Genomic DNA, 17,043 nt, shown 5'->3' with positions numbered 1-17,043 from the left:
TTCTTGTTTCAAGCTCTATTATTCGTTAAGGCTACTTTGCATAAAATTTATAATACTTATAATTTGCAACTATTAATGTTATAAATCAACTATAGAATATTGAAAAACTCATGTGGCAAATGAAGGGGGAAAGATATGATAATTCGGGAAGCGATCGAAACAGACATGGGCTCGGTCAAAGAAATTTATAATCAAGGGATTGAGGATAGAATTGCCACGTTAGAAACGGAACTGAAGGATCAAGCCTACATGGAGGAGTGGTTCGCCAAACACAGCGGTCGATTTAAGGTAATTGTCGCTGAACAAGAAGGGGAAATCGTTGGATGGGCTTCTTTGAATCAATATAACAATCGTAGTGCTTATAATGGGGTTGCCGATTTATCCGTTTATATCTCAAGAGGTCATCGAGGAAAAGGGATTGGAGGTTTATTGCTGCAATCAATCGAAAAGCTCGCAATAGAAAATGACTTCAATAAAATTGTGTTATTCACATTTCCCTTTAACCAGATTGGTCAAGGATTGTACAAAAAACGGGGGTATCGCGAAGTGGGAGTGTTTAGGAACCAGGGAATTTTAGACGGGGAATTTGTCGATGTGATGGCTATGGAGAAATTACTTTAAACAATTAGGATGGTAGGAGGGATTATGACAGTAAACCATTCAAGCGTATTGTCTGTTGGTTATTTTGATGCTTATTTCAAGCTGGTTTTAGCTTCTCGTGAACCTATGGTGGGAAAGGCAAAAGAATTCATTGAAACAAACTTTTTTAAAGGTGAAGCGTGTTATTATGGAGAGCAAACTCACCGAAATTTCATGGCAGCTTTTAATAAGCTAAAAGGATAAATGAAAAAATAGTTGAATCAAATAGTTGTAAATTGCAAATAACTAGCGTATAAATAAAGTGAGGTGACAGTAATGGAAAATGAAAACCTTAGAGGTCTCTTCCAACTCTTGACTAGGCGCTTTGGATTATTGAATAAAAATTGCTGCAGTGCAGATGGAATTGAAATTTCTCTCGTTCAAAGCCATATCCTGTATGAAATAAACCGACAAAACAACTCTTCCATCCAGCAAATTGCAGAAACATTGGGAACGGACATTACGACGTTCAGCCGACAAATCCAATCCTTAATAAAATTGAATTTAGTCACAAAAACACAAGATGCTCAAGATCGGAGAATTTCTATTCTTTCTCTGACCGATAAAGGAATGAAGGTCAATCAATTAGTCGATCAGCAAATGAATGATTACTTGAATGAAATCTTCAAGACAATGAATGAGTTTGAAAAGGAATCCGTCGTGCGTTCGCTGAAATTGCTTAATGATAAAATGCTGAAGTCTTCCGTATGCTGTACTACTCCCTGGGGGTAGTATAATTTTCAATAATACTTGCAATTTACAACTTTTAATATAGGAGGGAATAATGATGGATCAATTTGATAAAACAGGATTGCCGGTAGCCATTATAGGCGGGGGTCCTGTAGGGCTTGCCGCTGCCGCTCACTTACTGAAAAAAGGAGAGAAGTTTATCGTATTGGAAGCGGGGGATTCGGTTGGTTCCAGCATGCTGGAGTGGGGACACGTCAGAATGTTTTCCCCATGGCAGTATAACATCGATCAAACAGCAAAGGCATTACTTGAGAAGTCTGGGTGGACTTCACCCAACCAAGAAGCTTTGCCAACAGGTCGCGAATTGGTGGAAGAATACCTTCTGCCGCTAAGTAACCTTCCGGAAATTAATGAAAACATCTTATTACAAGCAAAAGTAGTCGGTGTTGCCAAAAAGGCTCACGATAAATTGAAAACAGGAAAGCGGGACACGGTTCCCTTTCAACTCTATGTAGAAGTGAATGGTGACACAACAGTCATTGAAGCGAAGGCTGTTATTGATTCATCAGGTACTTGGAGCAATCCGAACCCTATCCTTTCCAATGGTATCTGGACGAATGCCGAGAGAAAATTACACAATCAAATCCACTATGGCATTCCAAACGTCGTCCAATTGGAAAATAGATATCAAAATAAATCGATCATGGTGATCGGGAGCGGACATTCTGCAATAAATGCCCTATTAGATCTCGCAACCTTACAGCAAAAGTTTCCGGATACCAAGATCTACTGGGTTCTTCGTAAAAAACAAATCCATGAAGTGTACGGTGGACAAGAATACGACGGCTTGGCCGCTCGTGGAGAATTGGGAGTTAGAATTCAACAATTAGTGGAGTCTGGGCGAATCAATATTCTCACCCCCTTTCATATAGACGGAGTGTATCCAACAAACGGCAAAATCACTGTTGTGGGGGAACTTGACGGAGAAGAAACCACAATCGGTGAGATCGATGAAATCGTTGTGAGTACGGGTTTTAGACCCGATACATCCTTTTTAAATGAAATAAGGATAAACCTTGATTCAGCTGTGGAAAGTATAGAAGCGCTTGCTCCGCTAATTGATCCCAATATTCATAGCTGCGGAACGGTGCGGCAGCATGGTGAACAAGAATTACGACACCCTGAAAAGAACTTCTACATTGTTGGCATGAAGAGTTATGGAAGAGCACCTACATTCTTACTGGCGACAGGCTACGAACAAGTCCGTTCCGTGGTGGCTTATCTCACAGGGGATGTAGAGGGAGCAAAAGAAGTACATTTGGAACTCCCTGAAACAGGAGTTTGCAGTGTGAACCTGACATCTAGCTCCTGCGACTCTGATACCCCAGCAACTGAAACTAAGGATGGTTCTTGCTGTGGCAGTCCCGTTCCAGTGAGATTGGAAATTAAAAATAAATCTTGTTGTAAATGAAATGAAAGACCAGCCTGAAGTCAGGCTGGTCTTTTAATATGGATACTTTTTATTTCGAGATGCAGTATTAAATTAGTTTTGGAAAGGCGCTGTTGAACATATTATTTTTTCATCTACAATTCGAAATCTTTAATAACAGCAGTTGGGTGTATTACTTTTTCCGAATCGAACGCTTCTAAAGGTTCTTCATTTTGCACTTTCTTTACCCAGTCGTGATTAGCCAATGCTCCTTTGCCTAAAGTTATAATATCAGCATGACCATTATTAATCATTTCAGAAGCTCTTTCTGGGTTCTCTAACTTTCCATTTGCGATTATAGGTAATTGACTATACTCTTTGGCAAGTGCTACGAGTGAGGTCTTTCCTGTTTCAAATGCTGGCTGCCATGCTTTATATTCTGTTACATGAATATAATCAAGACCTGTTTTTCCTAATGCTCCAAAGATAATTGCGGCGTCCTGCTCTTTGCCTGACCAATGATAGGAGTAATCATTCACTTTTGATTGTGAAATCCTAATACCAATAGTGAAGTCTTCTCCTACCGATTTTCTAACTTCATTAATTATTTCTACTAATAACCTAACTCTGTTTTCTGTTGTGCCACCATAAGCATCAGTACGTTGGTTTGTATATTCCGTTAGAAACGCATCTAATAAATAACCATTTGCTCCATGTAGTTCTATCCCATCAAAGCCAACGGATTTAGCTCGTTTTGCAGCTTCAACAAAACTGCTTTTAACATAGGCTAATTCTTCTTTTGTTATTTCTCTAGGTAATCGAAATGGTCCTTCACCTAAATAAAATTTTAGCTGTTCTCCTTTTGGTTGAATAGAAGAGGGAGCGACTGTTTCATCAGTGAATCGATTTCCCTGGGATAATGGCCCAGTGTGTTGTAACTGCATAAAGATTGCTGATCCTGCAGAATGAACGGCATTAACAACTTTTTTCCACTCTTGTGCTTGCTCTTCAAAAGCAATACCTGGCTGAAAATCGTAAGTTTGACTATACTTATCATCAATATAGGTTCCCTCAGTAATAATGAGCCCAAACCCGCCTTCAGCAAAGGAACTATAATACTTAATCATTTTATCCGTGACAAAACCTTTTTCAGTAGCACTAATACGCGTCATTGGTGCCACGCCCACTCGGTTATTTAATGTAATTGTTCCTATATTAAATGGTTCAAATAATGAATTTATATCCGACATGATGTTTGCCTCCTATTTTTGCATTCTGATTAGTATTTGATTTAACAACTGTTTGATATTAGTTTAAATCCTCTATTTGATTTAGTAAAATTGATATATTAGATAATTTAATTCAAAAAAATTGAACATAAGGAGATATAATTATAAATGGAGCTCCGTCAATTGATTACTTTTAAAACAATAGTACAAAAAGGTGGGTTTAATAAGGCGGCAGAACATCTTGGTTATGCACAATCCTCCATTACTACTCACATCAAAGAATTGGAGAAGGAATTAGGTAGACCAGTATTTGATCGCTTAGGAAAGAAAGTTATATTAACTCACTATGGAAATGAATTTTTGTCTTATGCCACCAAGATCATTGAACTATATAATCAGTCATTAAATATTGACAAAGAGCCACAAGGAGCTTTAACTTTAGGGATTTCTGAATCTTTAACGATTTGTAGAATTCCGTCGCTTCTTCTCGAATATAAAACGAAATATCCTAAAGTGAAGCTTTCATTGAAATCACTTGAAAATTATGATGTTACAAAAAGCCTTCAAAATGGGGAAGTTGACATTGCCTTATTATTAGAAAAAGATGGTTGGAGACAAGAAGAACTTTACTCTGAAAAACTTATAAGAGAAAGAATGGTTTTAATCAGCCCTCTAGATGTAAAAGAGTTATCTCAAACAGCACTGTACTCCGAATCTAGATGTAGTTATAAATCGGTTTTTGATGAATATATTCGCCATCAGAATATGAACGTAACAGAAAGTTTAGAATTCCAAAGTATAGAAGCAATAAAACAATGCGTTAAAAGTGGTTTAGGAATATCACTAGTTCCTTACTTTTCGGTCAAAGAAGAATTAGAAAGCAATAAACTAAAAGGTGAAATTATTCCACAACACCATTCCTCTATATCAACATATTTGACTTATCATAAGGATAAATGGCTTTCTCCTTCTATAATTCGGATGATTGAACTCATACAAAAACACGCTGAAAATTGGTAATACATAAAAAGAGATGCTGACTTAATAAGCATCTCTTTCATTTTTATTAAACTGACCTGTCCTATTAGTACATAAGGAAAATCAACAACACCCCTAAATAGAGTCTTTAGATAAAGATTTCCCCACACTAGTCGAGGGGAAGTGCATGCTAGTTTCTTCTTAAGCGGAAACTTTGAAATTATTTTTTTGGATAGTTAATGCTTGATTAAATAAGAATATGCTTATACAATGATGATGAATAATCACATAAGCATATACTTATTTACTTTGTGCTAGGAGGGATGAAAAGCTATGAATGAAGCGTTGGATTTGGAAACCACGGCAAACATTCTTAAATTACTAGGTGATAAAACCCGTTTGACCATGATTAAGATCATGGCTGAGCATGAATGCTGTGTCTGTGAATTTGTGGACCTATTCGAGATGAGCCAGCCCGCTATCAGCCAGCATTTACGAAAGTTGAAAGATAGCGGGATCGTGAATGAAGCGAGGAGGGGACAATGGGTTTTTTACTCGTTAAACCCGTCTTCTTCCCATTACACATTTATTCAGACGGTCATCAAGGACTTGCCAAGTCAAAACTTTAAATTAGAAAACTTAACAGCACAAGGAAAACGGATTTGTTGTGACTAACTAGGAGGTACTACTTCATTGGGATTAGTTATTTTGGCAGTAATCATCTTTTTATTAACACTCATTCTCGTCATCTGGCAGCCGAAGGGATTGTCAATCGGATGGTCAGCTTGTGGCGGTGCGGTTTTGGCCTTACTGGTTGGAGTGGTGGACTTTACTGATGTCATGGACGTGACATCGATAGTCTGGAACGCGACACTCGCCTTCATTGCGATCATCATCATCTCGCTTATTTTGGACGAGATAGGATTTTTTGAATGGGCAGCGCTGCATATGGCGAAAGCCGCCAAGGGAAATGGAGTAAGGATGTTTGTCTATGTAAGTATCCTTGGTGCTCTTGTGGCTGCCTTTTTTGCGAATGACGGAGCCGCCCTTATCCTCACACCAATCGTATTAGCAATGGTTCGGGCATTGAAATTTAGTGATAAAATGATTTTCCCTTTTATCATGGCAAGTGGGTTCATTGCTGATACAACCTCACTGCCTTTAGTGGTGAGTAATCTTGTAAACATTGTATCTGCAGACTTTTTCAATATCGGTTTTGCCGAGTTTGCTTCCAGAATGATCGTACCGGACATCTTTGCACTTATAGCAAGCATCTTGGTTTTATATCTATTTTTCCGTAAAAGCATACCGAAAAATTATGATGTATCACAGCTTAAAAAACCAGCGGAAGCCATTCAAGACCACAGGATGTTTAGGTTGTCCTGGATCGTATTAGGAATATTGCTGGTTGGTTATTTTTCCAGTGAATTCATTGGGGTTCCTGTATCCATCATTGCAGGCATTGTCGCCATCTTCTTCCTCATGATGGCTAGAAGGAGTCCAGCGGTCAACACAAAAACCGTTATCAAAGGCGCACCATGGGCAATCGTCTTTTTCTCAATTGGTATGTATGTAGTGGTTTATAGCCTGCGAAATGTTGGCTTGACGAATGTATTAACGGATTTAATCCAAGTTACCGCCGATCAAGGATTATTTGTAGCAACGATTGGGATGGGCTTCATCGCCGCCATTCTGTCATCACTTATGAATAACATGCCGACCGTTATGATTGATGCCCTTGCCATTTCCGACACCCATACAACAGGCGCAATCAGGGAGGCCCTTATTTATGCAAATGTCATCGGTTCGGACTTGGGCCCGAAAATCACTCCTATCGGTTCTTTGGCTACGTTATTGTGGCTGCATGTCCTTTCATTAAAAGGCGTGAAAATCTCATGGGGAACTTATTTTAAAACGGGAATCATCTTAACCATCCCAACATTGTTCATCACATTGGTCGGCTTATATATATGGCTGCAAATCATTCATTAAACACTTACTACAAACAAAGGAGAGAAACAGCATGGCTAAAAAAACACTTTACTTCTTATGTACAGGGAACTCATGCAGAAGCCAAATGGCTGAAGCATGGGGGAAGAAATATCTAGGTGACGAATGGCAAGTGCTTAGCGCAGGAATCGAGGCCCATGGGTTAAATCCAAAAGCTGTAAAAGCGATGAATGAAGTTGGATTGGACATCTCCAATCAAACATCGGATATCATCGACCCTGACATATTGAATAATGCCGATTTTGTCGTTACATTATGTGGTGATGCGGCAGACAAATGTCCAATGACGCCAACGCATGTGAGACGTGAACATTGGGGCTTTGATGACCCGGCAAGAGCGGAAGGAACAGATGAAGAAAAATGGGCTACCTTCCAACGTGTTCGTGATGAAATAGGAGAAAGAATTGCACGTTTCTCTAAAACGGGTGAATAAATAAAAATGAAACGCCTTGGGTGTTAGTAGGCGGACCAAAGACCATAAAGAAAGAGCTGCCATAATTGGCAGCTCTTTTCATCATTAAATCTTAATATCGACCTTGGCATTTTTCTGAAGTTCTTCCACATGCTTCACAAGCTTTTCTTGTTTCTTTTGCTGCTCTAGTTGTTCCTTGATTTGCGGCTTCATTTCCTCGAGTTTCTGTACCTTCTGTCCGCTTGTTTTAGCTTGCTCTGCAACCTGGTCATAATACTTTTGGATTTCTTCATCAGTTGCTTCTTCCACTTTAATCTCTTTTTCAACGTACTTTGTATATGGGATGTTCTCTGCAATCTGAGCATTCAGCGTTTCCGAACTCAGGCCTGCTTGCTTCATCGCTTCCTTGAATTTCTCTTCACTCTCATATTGCTTTTTGATTTCCGCAAGTTGCTTATCAATTTCGGCCTTGGAAGCTGTGTAGCCCTTTTTATCAGCTGCTTGAAGCAGTAATTTTTGTCCCACTAAAGAGTTGAGCGTTTGCTCTTTAGTTTGTTTGGCTCCCTCCTTGGTTGTCGGGTCTTGTCCGAATTGCTGCATCTGCATTTGTGTGGTGGACAACACGGTATTATATTCCGCACCTAAAATTTTTTCGTCATTGACGATGGCCACCGTTTTCTTTTCATCCACCTTTTGCTTGTCTAGTTTCTTCTGCATTTCTTCCATCTGTTTTTGCTGTTCCTCAGTTGCTTTAGCCGTTTCTTTCTCAGTTGTTTTAGTCTCTTTCTCGTCATTTTTCTTATCAGCTTCATCGTTCGAACCACAAGCCGTCAGAACAACTGCCAATAATCCAATGATGATTGGGTACAATAGTTTCTTCATATTTCAGTCTCCTCTCGTATTCAATGCTAAAAAATCATCTAATGCGCATTATAAAGGAATTTACCATTAAAACACAATAAATTCATTCTTTTTTCCAGAAAACAGGAAGATAGTATAGGCATTATCTCATTATATAAGTGTAACATTCACGGAAATGAACCCATTTACCCTTCGACATGCAATAAGCTTAAAAAATGACAAGGCCGATATCTGGTGGACAGTCATAAACTTGTGTTCAATCTCTCACTCATAAAACGATGCTTAGTAACTATTGTATATAAAACTTGTATGGTATTATATACCTTATCATCCGAATATAGTTCATTTAGCCTACCGTGACACCGAGAGACAGAATTGGAAATCCAGCAGATTATTGGAGGTATAGCTTTTGGAAGGGAAATCAAGGCTGCCATGCGAATTGGCAGGGTATTTAAAATTGGGGGATGCCGTCATCATTACGGATCAAGATCATCGCATACTTGATATTAATCCATATTATGAAAGGACGACAGGGTATTCAAGGAACAGTATCATTGGGTTCAAAGCTGGATTCTTGAAGTCAGGGTTAACACCTTTATGTACATACACATCCCTGAAAAATGAGTTAAGGAAGGGGAATCCTTGGTCAGGGGTTTTCACCAATCGAAAGAAATCGGGTGAGATTTGGCATTCCTCGATTACGATTACCCCTATTCCTCTGGGGGATCAGTGGTATTTTGTAGGGATTTTCCGTGAACTGGAACAATTGAAAGAAGGGGTCTACCTTTCGGAAAAGAAAAGGGCAGAGACTCAAAGGGAATTGTTAAAGGTACTCGCCATTTCATGCGAAATCCGTGATCCAGGCATTGAAGCACATTTATTAAGAGTTCAAAATCTAACCGAGGAGCTAGTTATCGTTCATAATCGAAGATGCCAGCTGGAACTATCTAAAAGCTATATGAATCATATCGTCCATTCAAGTATTCTACATGACATCGGGAAAGCGGAGATTCCAGAGGGGATATTATACAAACCTGGCCCGTTATCTCCTTATGAACGAAAAATCATCGAGATGCATCCGTTAATGGGATCCGATATTTTGAACAAGATTTCAAGGGAAATAAACAATGATGTGATCAGCAGCCTGGAAGTGGCTGAAAACATCATCCTCCATCATCATGAAAAATGGGATGGAACTGGATATCCACATCGATTGAAAGGTGAGGACATCCCATTGGAAGCTAGAATCGTTGCCATTGTGGATGTATTCGATGCATTGACCAGCAGAAGGCCGTATAAAGATTCCTGGTCAGTGGAGCGGGCATTATCTTTCATAAACGAACAAAAAGGAAAGCATTTCGATCCATCCATCGTGGTGTCATTCCTTTGCTACTTTAATGAAAAGGCTTCGAAGCCGTTCCCTGCACAGTGATATAAATCAAAGAACTCGTCGAATATCTTTTCCCGATAAAATGGGATCATGCCTCATCCGCCATCTGGATCTGGTCGGTGCCCCTTGGAGACCAAGGGTTACCGATTCTTGAAAAAATTTAATAGAATGAGCATGTAAAACCGAAAAAAGGGGAAGATTACTACATTCCATTTTTCTTATTTCTATTAAAGTAATAAACGACTGCAATTACCAGAATCGACAGTACCAAAACAATCCTTATATCGTCCGATGCCTTCAATACTTGTGTCACCGAATACGCCTCGACAAGGAGGGCAGGCAGTTTTCCGATGGATGTGGCGAGGAAGAAAATCATCATTCGCGTCTTGCTTAATGCTGCTGTAAGGTTAATCACGCCGGATGGTATAAAAGGAAGGAGCCTAAGCATCAGGATCATCCAAAATGCATGAAACCCTTGTGACTTTTGCAGCTTCATGACCCACCGGTTCTTCATGAACTTGGGTTGGAATGTTTGAAAGCCCTTTCGATATAACCAAAAGCTGACCACTGCACCGGCAATTTCCCCCATGTAAGAAAGGATCAATCCCTTTTCAAATCCAAATACGGTGATATTGGCGGCCGTGATGAATACGCTTGGAACAAAACCAAGCACGCTAATCAATATATTGAATACTAAACTTACAGCAATGGAAAAAGGGCCGCTGGATAGTAATGCCTCAGAAATGAAATTCATATCAATCCACAGAACTCCATTTATACCCGATGCCCCAGACCGTTTTCAAGTGTTGATCTACAGGAAAACCGACATGACGCAATTTCTCTCTAATATTTCGAATATGGGAATCGATTGTCCGATCTTCCGTATCCGTTTTAAATCCCCAAATGGTCGAAAGCAGGTGGTCTCTGGAATACACTTGATCTGTTGATTTTAAAAACAAGCATAACAGTGAGAACTCTTTTGGTGTCAATGGGATTGTTTTTGTATCATAATGTGCTTCATAAGCGGATTCATTTAATTTTAGCCCTCTAAAAATCACAGTATCATCCTGATTATGCACTCGCCGCGTCACTGCTTCGATTCTGGCAAGTAAAACTTCTTCATTAAATGGTTTCGTAATATAATCGTCTGCGCCCTTTTTCAACCCTTTCACCATTTCTTGTGCAGCATCCCGGGCGGTGAGCATGATTATGGGAATGTTGGTAAACGCACGGATCCTTTCACATGTTTCCCACCCATCCAAATTAGGCATCATTACATCAAGAAGTACTATGTCCGCATGTTTATGCGATAAGAACTGTAAGGCTTCATGTCCAGATTTCATCTTCATGCATGTATATCCGTGAGGTTTAATGTATAGCTCTAATAGATCAAGCATTCTCTGTTCATCATCAACCAGAACTATTGTCTTCATTTGTAATCTCCTTAAATGTGATAGTGAAGCACGTTCCTTGCTCCAAGTTGCTTTTAACCGAAATGGTCCCTCCTTGTATCTCCACTAATTGCTTGACGATGGAGAGCCCCAATCCGAATCCACCGGTATCTCTGGCGCGTGATTTCTCGACACGATATAAACGGTCAAAGATATGGGGGATATCTTCAGGGGGAATGCCAACACCTTGATCGATTATGGAGACGGAAATCCTGCCAAGGCATTCAGTGGCTTTGATGGTGGTGACTGTATATTCGTTCGAGTACTTCAGCGCATTATCGAGCAGGTTAAGAATGACTTGCTCAAACCGTGAGGGATCTATATCTATAAATAAATCATCCTTACATTCCAGATTCAATTGAATTCTTTCATTTGTAAAAGCCGGCAGCACTTTTTCATGAATGTTTTGCAGGAATGAAGAGAGCTGGACGGTTTCTTTTGATATGGTGAATGTATTCACATCCATTCTAGCCATATTGAATAGTTCGTCCAATAATCTGTTTAATCGTTCGGATTCATCATGGATGATCTCTAAGTATCGTGTTCGTTCGGCAGCATTCAAGTCTTTCCGGCGGGCAATATCAGCGTATCCCTTGATATAAGTTAGCGGCGTGCGCAGTTCATGAGAGATACTTGCCAAAAATTCATTGCGTTCCTTCTTTAAATAGTTCAATTCATTAGCCAAGCTTTGAATGGATTGGGCAAGCTCCCCGAGTTCATCATGAGATCGTACTGGCACTGCCAATGAAAAATTCCCTTTGCTGAGTTTGGTTGTCGCTTCCTTCATTGAAATAAGCGGTCTAGTCAAAGCTTTTGATAGAAAATAAATGGTGATAAGCATGAAGAAAAGGAGCAATGCAGTCGCAAAAAGGAAATGCTTATTCAATTGTGCAATTAAATCCTCAACTTCCCTAGTATCTTTGAACATATAAACATAGCCTTTTTTTTCTTTATCACTGATAAATGGCGTAATGGTCGCTATATATCTTTCATCCTTCCAACTTGATTGGATGACCATACCTTTTCGGGGAACTTGCGGGATGTTTTTTGCCAAGATTTTTTTCATTCCCCCATTTACCTTTTCGGAAGATATCAGAATATCGCCCCTTGTGTTCGTAATCACGACATCTGTATCGGTATGGTACTCCATCAGGCCGATATGCTTAAGGGTAGAGTCGGAATACGTGATTTCCAACACATCACGATGACTATTGCCACGGGCCTTCAGTGATTCCAATTCTTGATTGATACGGGAATGGATCACTTTATTATGCAAGTAAATCATCGAAACGGTTTCCATCAAAAAAATGCAAACAAATATAGATAGTCCGAGCTTAAAGGAGATTTTCATGAGCATTCACCTTCTTATGGAATAAAGTCAGTTTAGCGAAAAAGTATGAAGAAAGTATGCAGTATTTTCAATTTCTTCGCATCTCTTAAACAACGATAATCCGAATGAAGACTTGTTGCAAGAAGGACAATAACTTTAATGGACCCAAACTGCATTTTTTCAGTCTTGTATATGGTAATGCGGGAATAAGTTTTTTTAATTCTATTGGAAGTTGTTATTTAAAAAATAGATGATGATTCTTGAATTTATGTAGACTGCTTTTATTTTATTTAAACCTATAATAAATTGAAACTGCCGGAAAAATGGGCAGTTTTTTTATTTAGTCTATTCAAAATGTTTTGTATTAAGGAAACATTTTGTCGTAAATGAATACTATATAAAAAAGGAGCTGATCCATATGAATTGTACAAACCGTACGCAGAAAAAAATAATGGCTTATTCCGCATTATTCAAAAAAATGGGCATTCTCAATGATGAGGAATACAAAAATATCGCAAAAACCTTACAAACAAAGGATTGAGGAAGTGTCCATTGGAAATTCATAAACTATTATCCTGCATTAAACGGGCTGTAAAACCCCCGCCTTCCAATTTTCGAAGTAGGAGGGGGACTTCGGTCTGGAACTCAAGGAGGTGCCGTCATTTGTCCGGCCCTGAGTCTATCGAACTCCATCTTTTTGGCGGCTGCACTCAGCTGGATGAAATACTGCATCTTTATTTTGGAAAACTACATATATGATGGACATTCATATACAAATAGAGGGGGGGAATTTGGACTGCCCAAAAATTTCTGCCTTTATTAGAAGTGAAAAGGAAGATTGTTGTGATCCGGTGGTGTTCTCTGCGATAATGGAATAAAGAAATCGAAAAGGAGTTACGTAGGATGGCAGAGGACTTTAAGATTCCCAGCTTGAAAGTTGATGAGATCGATAAGAAAATCATATCGGTTTTACATGAAGATGCACGAATTTCATATACCGACTTAGCGAAGAAAGTGGAGCTTTCCAGAGTTGCGGTACAGATGAGAATTAATCATCTTGTTGAAAACGGGGTGATCGAGAGGTTTACTGCGGTCATAAATCCAGCTAAGGTCGGCATCCATGTCTCGGCATTCTTTAACGTTGAGGTTGAGCCAAAATATCTGGAATCGGTCGCACAGCAATTAGAAAGTGAACCGGCTGTAACGAGTTTATATCATATGACCGGTCCGAGTAAACTCCATATGCACGGAATCTTTACTGATAATCAAGAGATGGAACGTTTTCTCAATGAGAAGCTGTATGCGGTCGTCGGTGTTGTCAGCGTTGATTGCCAAATTCTCATTAAACGCTATAAAAGCCGGATGGGCATGAAGCTTTAAATAAAAAAATCCCCCTATATAGGTGGATTTTTTTATTATGTGAGCGGGATGATAAAGCCGCCATACGCAAAGGCAAGAATGATTACGAATGCGGGGTGAATCTTGAATTTACCTAAAGCCAAGAATGCCAATCCAGCGATGACGATTGAATGGATGTAGCCGATGGATCCGACCGCATCCGCTGCCATATTCCAGGTGAGCAATAACATCATGATCGCAATCACGGGCTGTACAAGCAGTGACATGCCTTTTACGATAGGCGATTGCTTGTATTTTCGCAGGATTTTTAATAAATATATCAAAGCCACGGCTGAAGGGATGATCGTGCCTGCCAAGGCAGCTAGAAATCCTGGCCAGCCATATACATCATATCCGACATATGCGGCTATTTTCGTGGCGATCGGTCCTGGGAGTGAATTTCCTAACGCCAGCATTTGTGAGAACTCGGTATTATCAAGCCAGCCATAACGGGTAACGATTTGATCATACATTAGCGGAATCGAGGCTGGACCTCCGCCGTAACCAAGCATATTGGCTATGAAAAACGCCAGAAAAACAGCAACTCCTATTGGGATAATAAGACCCATTAAGCGGATTCCTCCTTCCTATCCGTCTTTTTGTTTTTCAATCTATCCTTTAATTTAAAATGAAACGCTCCATATATAAGAAAAATCATGATGACGATACCCGGATGCAGGGAAATGACCTGCAGAAGCAAAAAGGAAATCGCAAAAAAGGTGATTCCGAGCACCTTTCCTAACCCTTTTACCGCCTTTTCGCCAAACTCATAAGCCATTTGACCAAGCATGACAGCAACCACCGGCATTACAGCAGCGATCATATTATTGATCATTGCTGAATTACTTAAAACATTAATGAATGCAATCAAGAAAACCATCGCAAAGCATGAAGGTAAAACGTGAGCGGCCACACTTACGAGGGCTCCCGGCCAGCCTTTTAATTTATAACCAAGATATGCTGCCATCTTCGTGGCAATCGGTCCTGGGAGTGTATTGGCAATCGCCAAAGTTTCCCCGAATTCATCATCGTCGAGCCAGTGATAACGGGAAACTGCTTCGTGGCGGATGAGCGGGATGACTGATGGTCCGCCGCCGAAACCTAATATCCCCGTTCTCATCATCCCAATCGTCAATTCCATATATGGTTTTTTCAAGAACGATTCCTCCTTCGTTATAAAATTTAGCATTCATTTCCAAAAGATTATGAATTAATGATAACAAAAACTCTTTCGAAATGTACATAAAATAATAATTATTATTACGTAATGATTGTATATTTGGGATTTTTCAATATAATCGGCTGAAAAAAATATAATAATACATCTTTTTGTCTTAAGAATCTAGAAACCGTTGGGACGGTGTAGATGAGTTCTTGGATTCCGCCTTATTATTAACATAAAGGGGTATTAATAAGGAGAAATTACAAATAAAAAACAACTTATTCTGCAATCCCCTTTTTAAAACCAAAAAAGAACCCTATAGACAGCCCTTTTTAAAGAGACCGCTCTATAGGGTACATTTTAATATATAACTCTAATAAACTTATTAATGTGGGTTATTCTTCCCGAATGACTAATAATACCCCGATAAAAATTAATATTGTGCCGATCCAAAAAGACAAGCCGATTTGTTCCCCTAGTATTAACCAACCTAAAAAAGTACCGACTATAGGCTGTAAAAAGAAAAATAATCCACCACTTGAAGCGGTAAGCATTTGCAGTCCGCGATTCCACAGTAAAAAGGCACATGCTGTGGAAATAACGCCCAAGTATAATAGGCCGCCCCATATGGATGGATGCATGATTGCTTGAAAATCAAGCTCATCCAATCGACTGATCGTAATAGGTGTTAAAAAGACAATTGCCACTAGCACTGCATAGGTCGTTATAACAATTTGTGAATATTGCCCAGGGACACGTTTAATTAGAACAGACATAAGTGCCCAAGTTAAGGCAGCAATAAGCAGTGATAGGCCCCCAAGTTGGTGAGATGAGCCGATATGGGCATTCCCGACAATGATACCGACTCCGATCGTCGCTAAAATTACAGAAATTGATTTCTTGATAGTGATTTTTTCTTTTAAAATGATACGTGCAAATATCACCATGAATGCAGGTGTTGTGGAAGTAATGATGGCTCCCATTTGTGCAGTGGATAGCAGTGTACCGACTTCCTGGGTTACTATGGAAATTGTGTTTCCAACAAGTCCTATAATGAAAACCAAAAGCCAATCCCGTTTTTCAATCCGCCAAGATTGTTTTGTTATAAAACCAATTGTCAGCAATGCTAAAATCGCAATTACATATCGTAATAATACTAATTCAAGTGGCGGAACAACGTCTACCACAACTTTTACCACAACATACATCCCGCCCCAAATGCTAGCAGCGAGTGATAAATATAAAGAACCTAATATAGTGTTTTTCATCTTGTACCCTCCGTTTTAACTAAACATTTCCAGTCCTTAACGGAGATGCAATTTTTCTGCCGTTAAGGAAGAATAACTGCAGGTACATCATTTTCGAATAGTGGTGACCACATCATAAGCTTTCAGCTCACTTTCAAAAAATATTATTTTCAATGATTTTAGTATTCCGAGCTGTTTCAAGCATCAGTAAGTTATAAAATATACTCATTTAAATATACAAGATTTTAGATTGATAAAACAACAAATAATAGTATTAAGCTAGCGTACAATTAAGATTATCCGTCAATCAAGATAGTATACTAAAACTTGAAACACATAAAAAAACCCCACCTGATCTATTAACAACTGGTGGGGTTTCTATTTGGCTTAATGGATTCTAGTTGGGATAAAAAGAGGGATTTATAGGGAAGGGATGCAAATGGTACAGTAATAAAGCTGGAAAGAAAAGGTGGATTAGGATTAAAGAGCTCCCTTAAAGAGTTTAATCCTAATCCACCGTTACGTTATATTTGGTGCATGACCTTTCCGAAAGCATCACAATCCGTTATATTTTCTTTCAATTTTCCTGAACTCATCTGATAGTTCAAATAGGGTGTGTAATACGGCTGTTTGAATATATAGATTCATATAATTATCATTGCTCTTCTTTTGAAAGGATAAATCATGTTTTTCATTTATTTTCCTAGTAATACATGCATTAATTTCGCTCCACATTTCTTTCGTTCCTTCTTTAATTTTAGTCTCCATAATCTCCCACTCCTTTTTTATTAGTTTATCCAATCTATTACATTCTTAT

The 17,043-nt window shown here is 39.1% G+C and carries 19 protein-coding genes; 10 read left to right on the top strand and 9 right to left on the bottom strand.

Annotation, left to right across the window (positions count from 1 at the left end; genetic code table 11):
• Nucleotides 1–135 precede the first annotated feature (135 nt).
• From ACSR9O_RS03805 to ACSR9O_RS03790, 4 genes are all read left to right on the top strand, one after another.
• Nucleotides 136–621, top strand: coding sequence for an arsinothricin resistance N-acetyltransferase ArsN1 family A (locus ACSR9O_RS03805; protein ID WP_491723937.1), 486 nt, complete (start codon nucleotides 136–138; stop codon nucleotides 619–621).
• Between the two features lie 24 nt (nucleotides 622–645).
• On the top strand, nucleotides 646–843 hold the full coding sequence (locus tag ACSR9O_RS03800) for a hypothetical protein (RefSeq protein ID WP_434168724.1): 198 nt from the start codon (nucleotides 646–648) through the stop codon (nucleotides 841–843).
• A 72-nt stretch (nucleotides 844–915) separates the two neighbouring features.
• Nucleotides 916–1,371 (top strand): MarR family winged helix-turn-helix transcriptional regulator, encoded by a 456-nt coding sequence (locus ACSR9O_RS03795; RefSeq protein ID WP_459735439.1) that lies wholly within the window; start codon nucleotides 916–918, stop codon nucleotides 1,369–1,371.
• Nucleotides 1,372–1,426: 55 nt separating this feature from the next.
• Nucleotides 1,427–2,800 (top strand): FAD-dependent oxidoreductase, encoded by a 1,374-nt coding sequence (locus tag ACSR9O_RS03790; RefSeq protein WP_491723936.1) that lies wholly within the window; start codon nucleotides 1,427–1,429, stop codon nucleotides 2,798–2,800.
• 113 nt (nucleotides 2,801–2,913) lie between these two features.
• Here ACSR9O_RS03790 and ACSR9O_RS03785 read toward each other — a convergent pair whose 3' ends face one another.
• Nucleotides 2,914–4,008, bottom strand: a complete 1,095-nt coding sequence (locus tag ACSR9O_RS03785; RefSeq protein ID WP_491723935.1) for an NADH:flavin oxidoreductase — start codon at nucleotides 4,006–4,008, stop codon at nucleotides 2,914–2,916.
• Nucleotides 4,009–4,155: 147 nt separating this feature from the next.
• Between ACSR9O_RS03785 and ACSR9O_RS03780 the strand changes: the two genes are divergently transcribed.
• The 4 genes from ACSR9O_RS03780 to arsC all read left to right on the top strand — a co-directional run bounded on the left by ACSR9O_RS03780 (nucleotide 4,156) and on the right by arsC (nucleotide 7,408).
• Nucleotides 4,156–5,007: a LysR family transcriptional regulator gene (locus ACSR9O_RS03780; RefSeq protein WP_491723934.1), complete on the top strand. Its 852-nt coding sequence runs from the start codon at nucleotides 4,156–4,158 to the stop codon at nucleotides 5,005–5,007.
• Nucleotides 5,008–5,298: 291 nt separating this feature from the next.
• Nucleotides 5,299–5,640 carry an ArsR/SmtB family transcription factor gene (locus tag ACSR9O_RS03775; RefSeq protein ID WP_101224312.1) on the top strand — a complete coding sequence of 114 codons (342 nt, stop codon included), beginning with the start codon at nucleotides 5,299–5,301 and terminating at the stop codon, nucleotides 5,638–5,640.
• A gap of 18 nt (nucleotides 5,641–5,658) precedes the next feature.
• A complete protein-coding gene (locus tag ACSR9O_RS03770) occupies nucleotides 5,659–6,957 on the top strand; it encodes an arsenic transporter (RefSeq protein ID WP_491723933.1) in 1,299 nt (432 codons plus the stop codon).
• A gap of 31 nt (nucleotides 6,958–6,988) precedes the next feature.
• Nucleotides 6,989–7,408 carry an arsenate reductase (thioredoxin) gene (gene arsC / locus ACSR9O_RS03765; RefSeq protein WP_434168729.1) on the top strand — a complete coding sequence of 140 codons (420 nt, stop codon included), beginning with the start codon at nucleotides 6,989–6,991 and terminating at the stop codon, nucleotides 7,406–7,408.
• A gap of 84 nt (nucleotides 7,409–7,492) precedes the next feature.
• On the opposite strand, the gene ACSR9O_RS03760 is transcribed toward arsC, so the two are convergent.
• On the bottom strand, nucleotides 7,493–8,269 hold the full coding sequence (locus ACSR9O_RS03760; protein ID WP_491723932.1) for a SurA N-terminal domain-containing protein: 777 nt from the start codon (nucleotides 8,267–8,269) through the stop codon (nucleotides 7,493–7,495).
• A 388-nt stretch (nucleotides 8,270–8,657) separates the two neighbouring features.
• On the opposite strand from ACSR9O_RS03760, the gene ACSR9O_RS03755 reads away from it, so the two are divergent.
• Entirely contained in the window at nucleotides 8,658–9,680 is a 1,023-nt protein-coding gene (locus ACSR9O_RS03755) for an HD domain-containing phosphohydrolase (RefSeq protein ID WP_491723931.1), read from the top strand.
• A 160-nt stretch (nucleotides 9,681–9,840) separates the two neighbouring features.
• Here the strand turns inward: ACSR9O_RS03755 and ACSR9O_RS03750 are convergent, their stop codons facing one another.
• The 3 genes from ACSR9O_RS03750 to ACSR9O_RS03740 are packed head-to-tail and all read right to left on the bottom strand — an operon-like array spanning nucleotide 9,841 to nucleotide 12,440.
• Nucleotides 9,841–10,392 (bottom strand): TVP38/TMEM64 family protein, encoded by a 552-nt coding sequence (locus ACSR9O_RS03750; protein WP_101224308.1) that lies wholly within the window; start codon nucleotides 10,390–10,392, stop codon nucleotides 9,841–9,843.
• Between the two features lies 1 nt (nucleotide 10,393).
• The gene (locus ACSR9O_RS03745; protein ID WP_101224307.1) at nucleotides 10,394–11,071 is read right to left on the bottom strand and encodes a response regulator transcription factor; all 678 of its coding nucleotides are present in this window, start codon (nucleotides 11,069–11,071) and stop codon (nucleotides 10,394–10,396) included.
• Nucleotides 11,049–12,440: a HAMP domain-containing sensor histidine kinase gene (locus ACSR9O_RS03740; RefSeq protein ID WP_230177229.1), complete on the bottom strand. Its 1,392-nt coding sequence runs from the start codon at nucleotides 12,438–12,440 to the stop codon at nucleotides 11,049–11,051. The genes ACSR9O_RS03745 and ACSR9O_RS03740 overlap by 23 nt, the downstream gene beginning before the upstream one ends.
• Nucleotides 12,441–13,322: 882 nt before the next feature.
• Here ACSR9O_RS03740 and chrS point away from each other — a divergent pair.
• Nucleotides 13,323–13,799, top strand: a complete 477-nt coding sequence (chrS, locus tag ACSR9O_RS03735) for a chromate efflux transcriptional regulator ChrS (protein WP_034315019.1) — start codon at nucleotides 13,323–13,325, stop codon at nucleotides 13,797–13,799.
• Nucleotides 13,800–13,834: 35 nt separating this feature from the next.
• On the opposite strand, the gene chrA is transcribed toward chrS, so the two are convergent.
• The 4 genes from chrA to ACSR9O_RS03715 form a co-directional block, all read right to left on the bottom strand.
• Entirely contained in the window at nucleotides 13,835–14,386 is a 552-nt protein-coding gene (gene chrA, locus ACSR9O_RS03730) for a chromate efflux transporter ChrA (protein ID WP_101224305.1), read from the bottom strand.
• Nucleotides 14,386–15,006, bottom strand: a complete 621-nt coding sequence (chrB, locus tag ACSR9O_RS03725; RefSeq protein ID WP_491723930.1) for a chromate efflux transporter ChrB — start codon at nucleotides 15,004–15,006, stop codon at nucleotides 14,386–14,388. The genes chrA and chrB overlap by 1 nt, the downstream gene beginning before the upstream one ends.
• Before the next feature lie 368 nt (nucleotides 15,007–15,374).
• Nucleotides 15,375–16,247 (bottom strand): DMT family transporter, encoded by an 873-nt coding sequence (locus ACSR9O_RS03720; protein ID WP_101224303.1) that lies wholly within the window; start codon nucleotides 16,245–16,247, stop codon nucleotides 15,375–15,377.
• Nucleotides 16,248–16,781: 534 nt separating this feature from the next.
• The gene (locus tag ACSR9O_RS03715) at nucleotides 16,782–16,994 is read right to left on the bottom strand and encodes a hypothetical protein (protein WP_101224302.1); all 213 of its coding nucleotides are present in this window, start codon (nucleotides 16,992–16,994) and stop codon (nucleotides 16,782–16,784) included.
• Between the last annotated feature and the right edge of the window lie 49 nt (nucleotides 16,995–17,043).

This window comes from Peribacillus sp. B65, assembly GCF_058513295.1.
The sequence above is the reverse complement of the archived record's forward strand: the minus strand, read 5'-3'. Positions and strand labels throughout refer to the sequence as shown.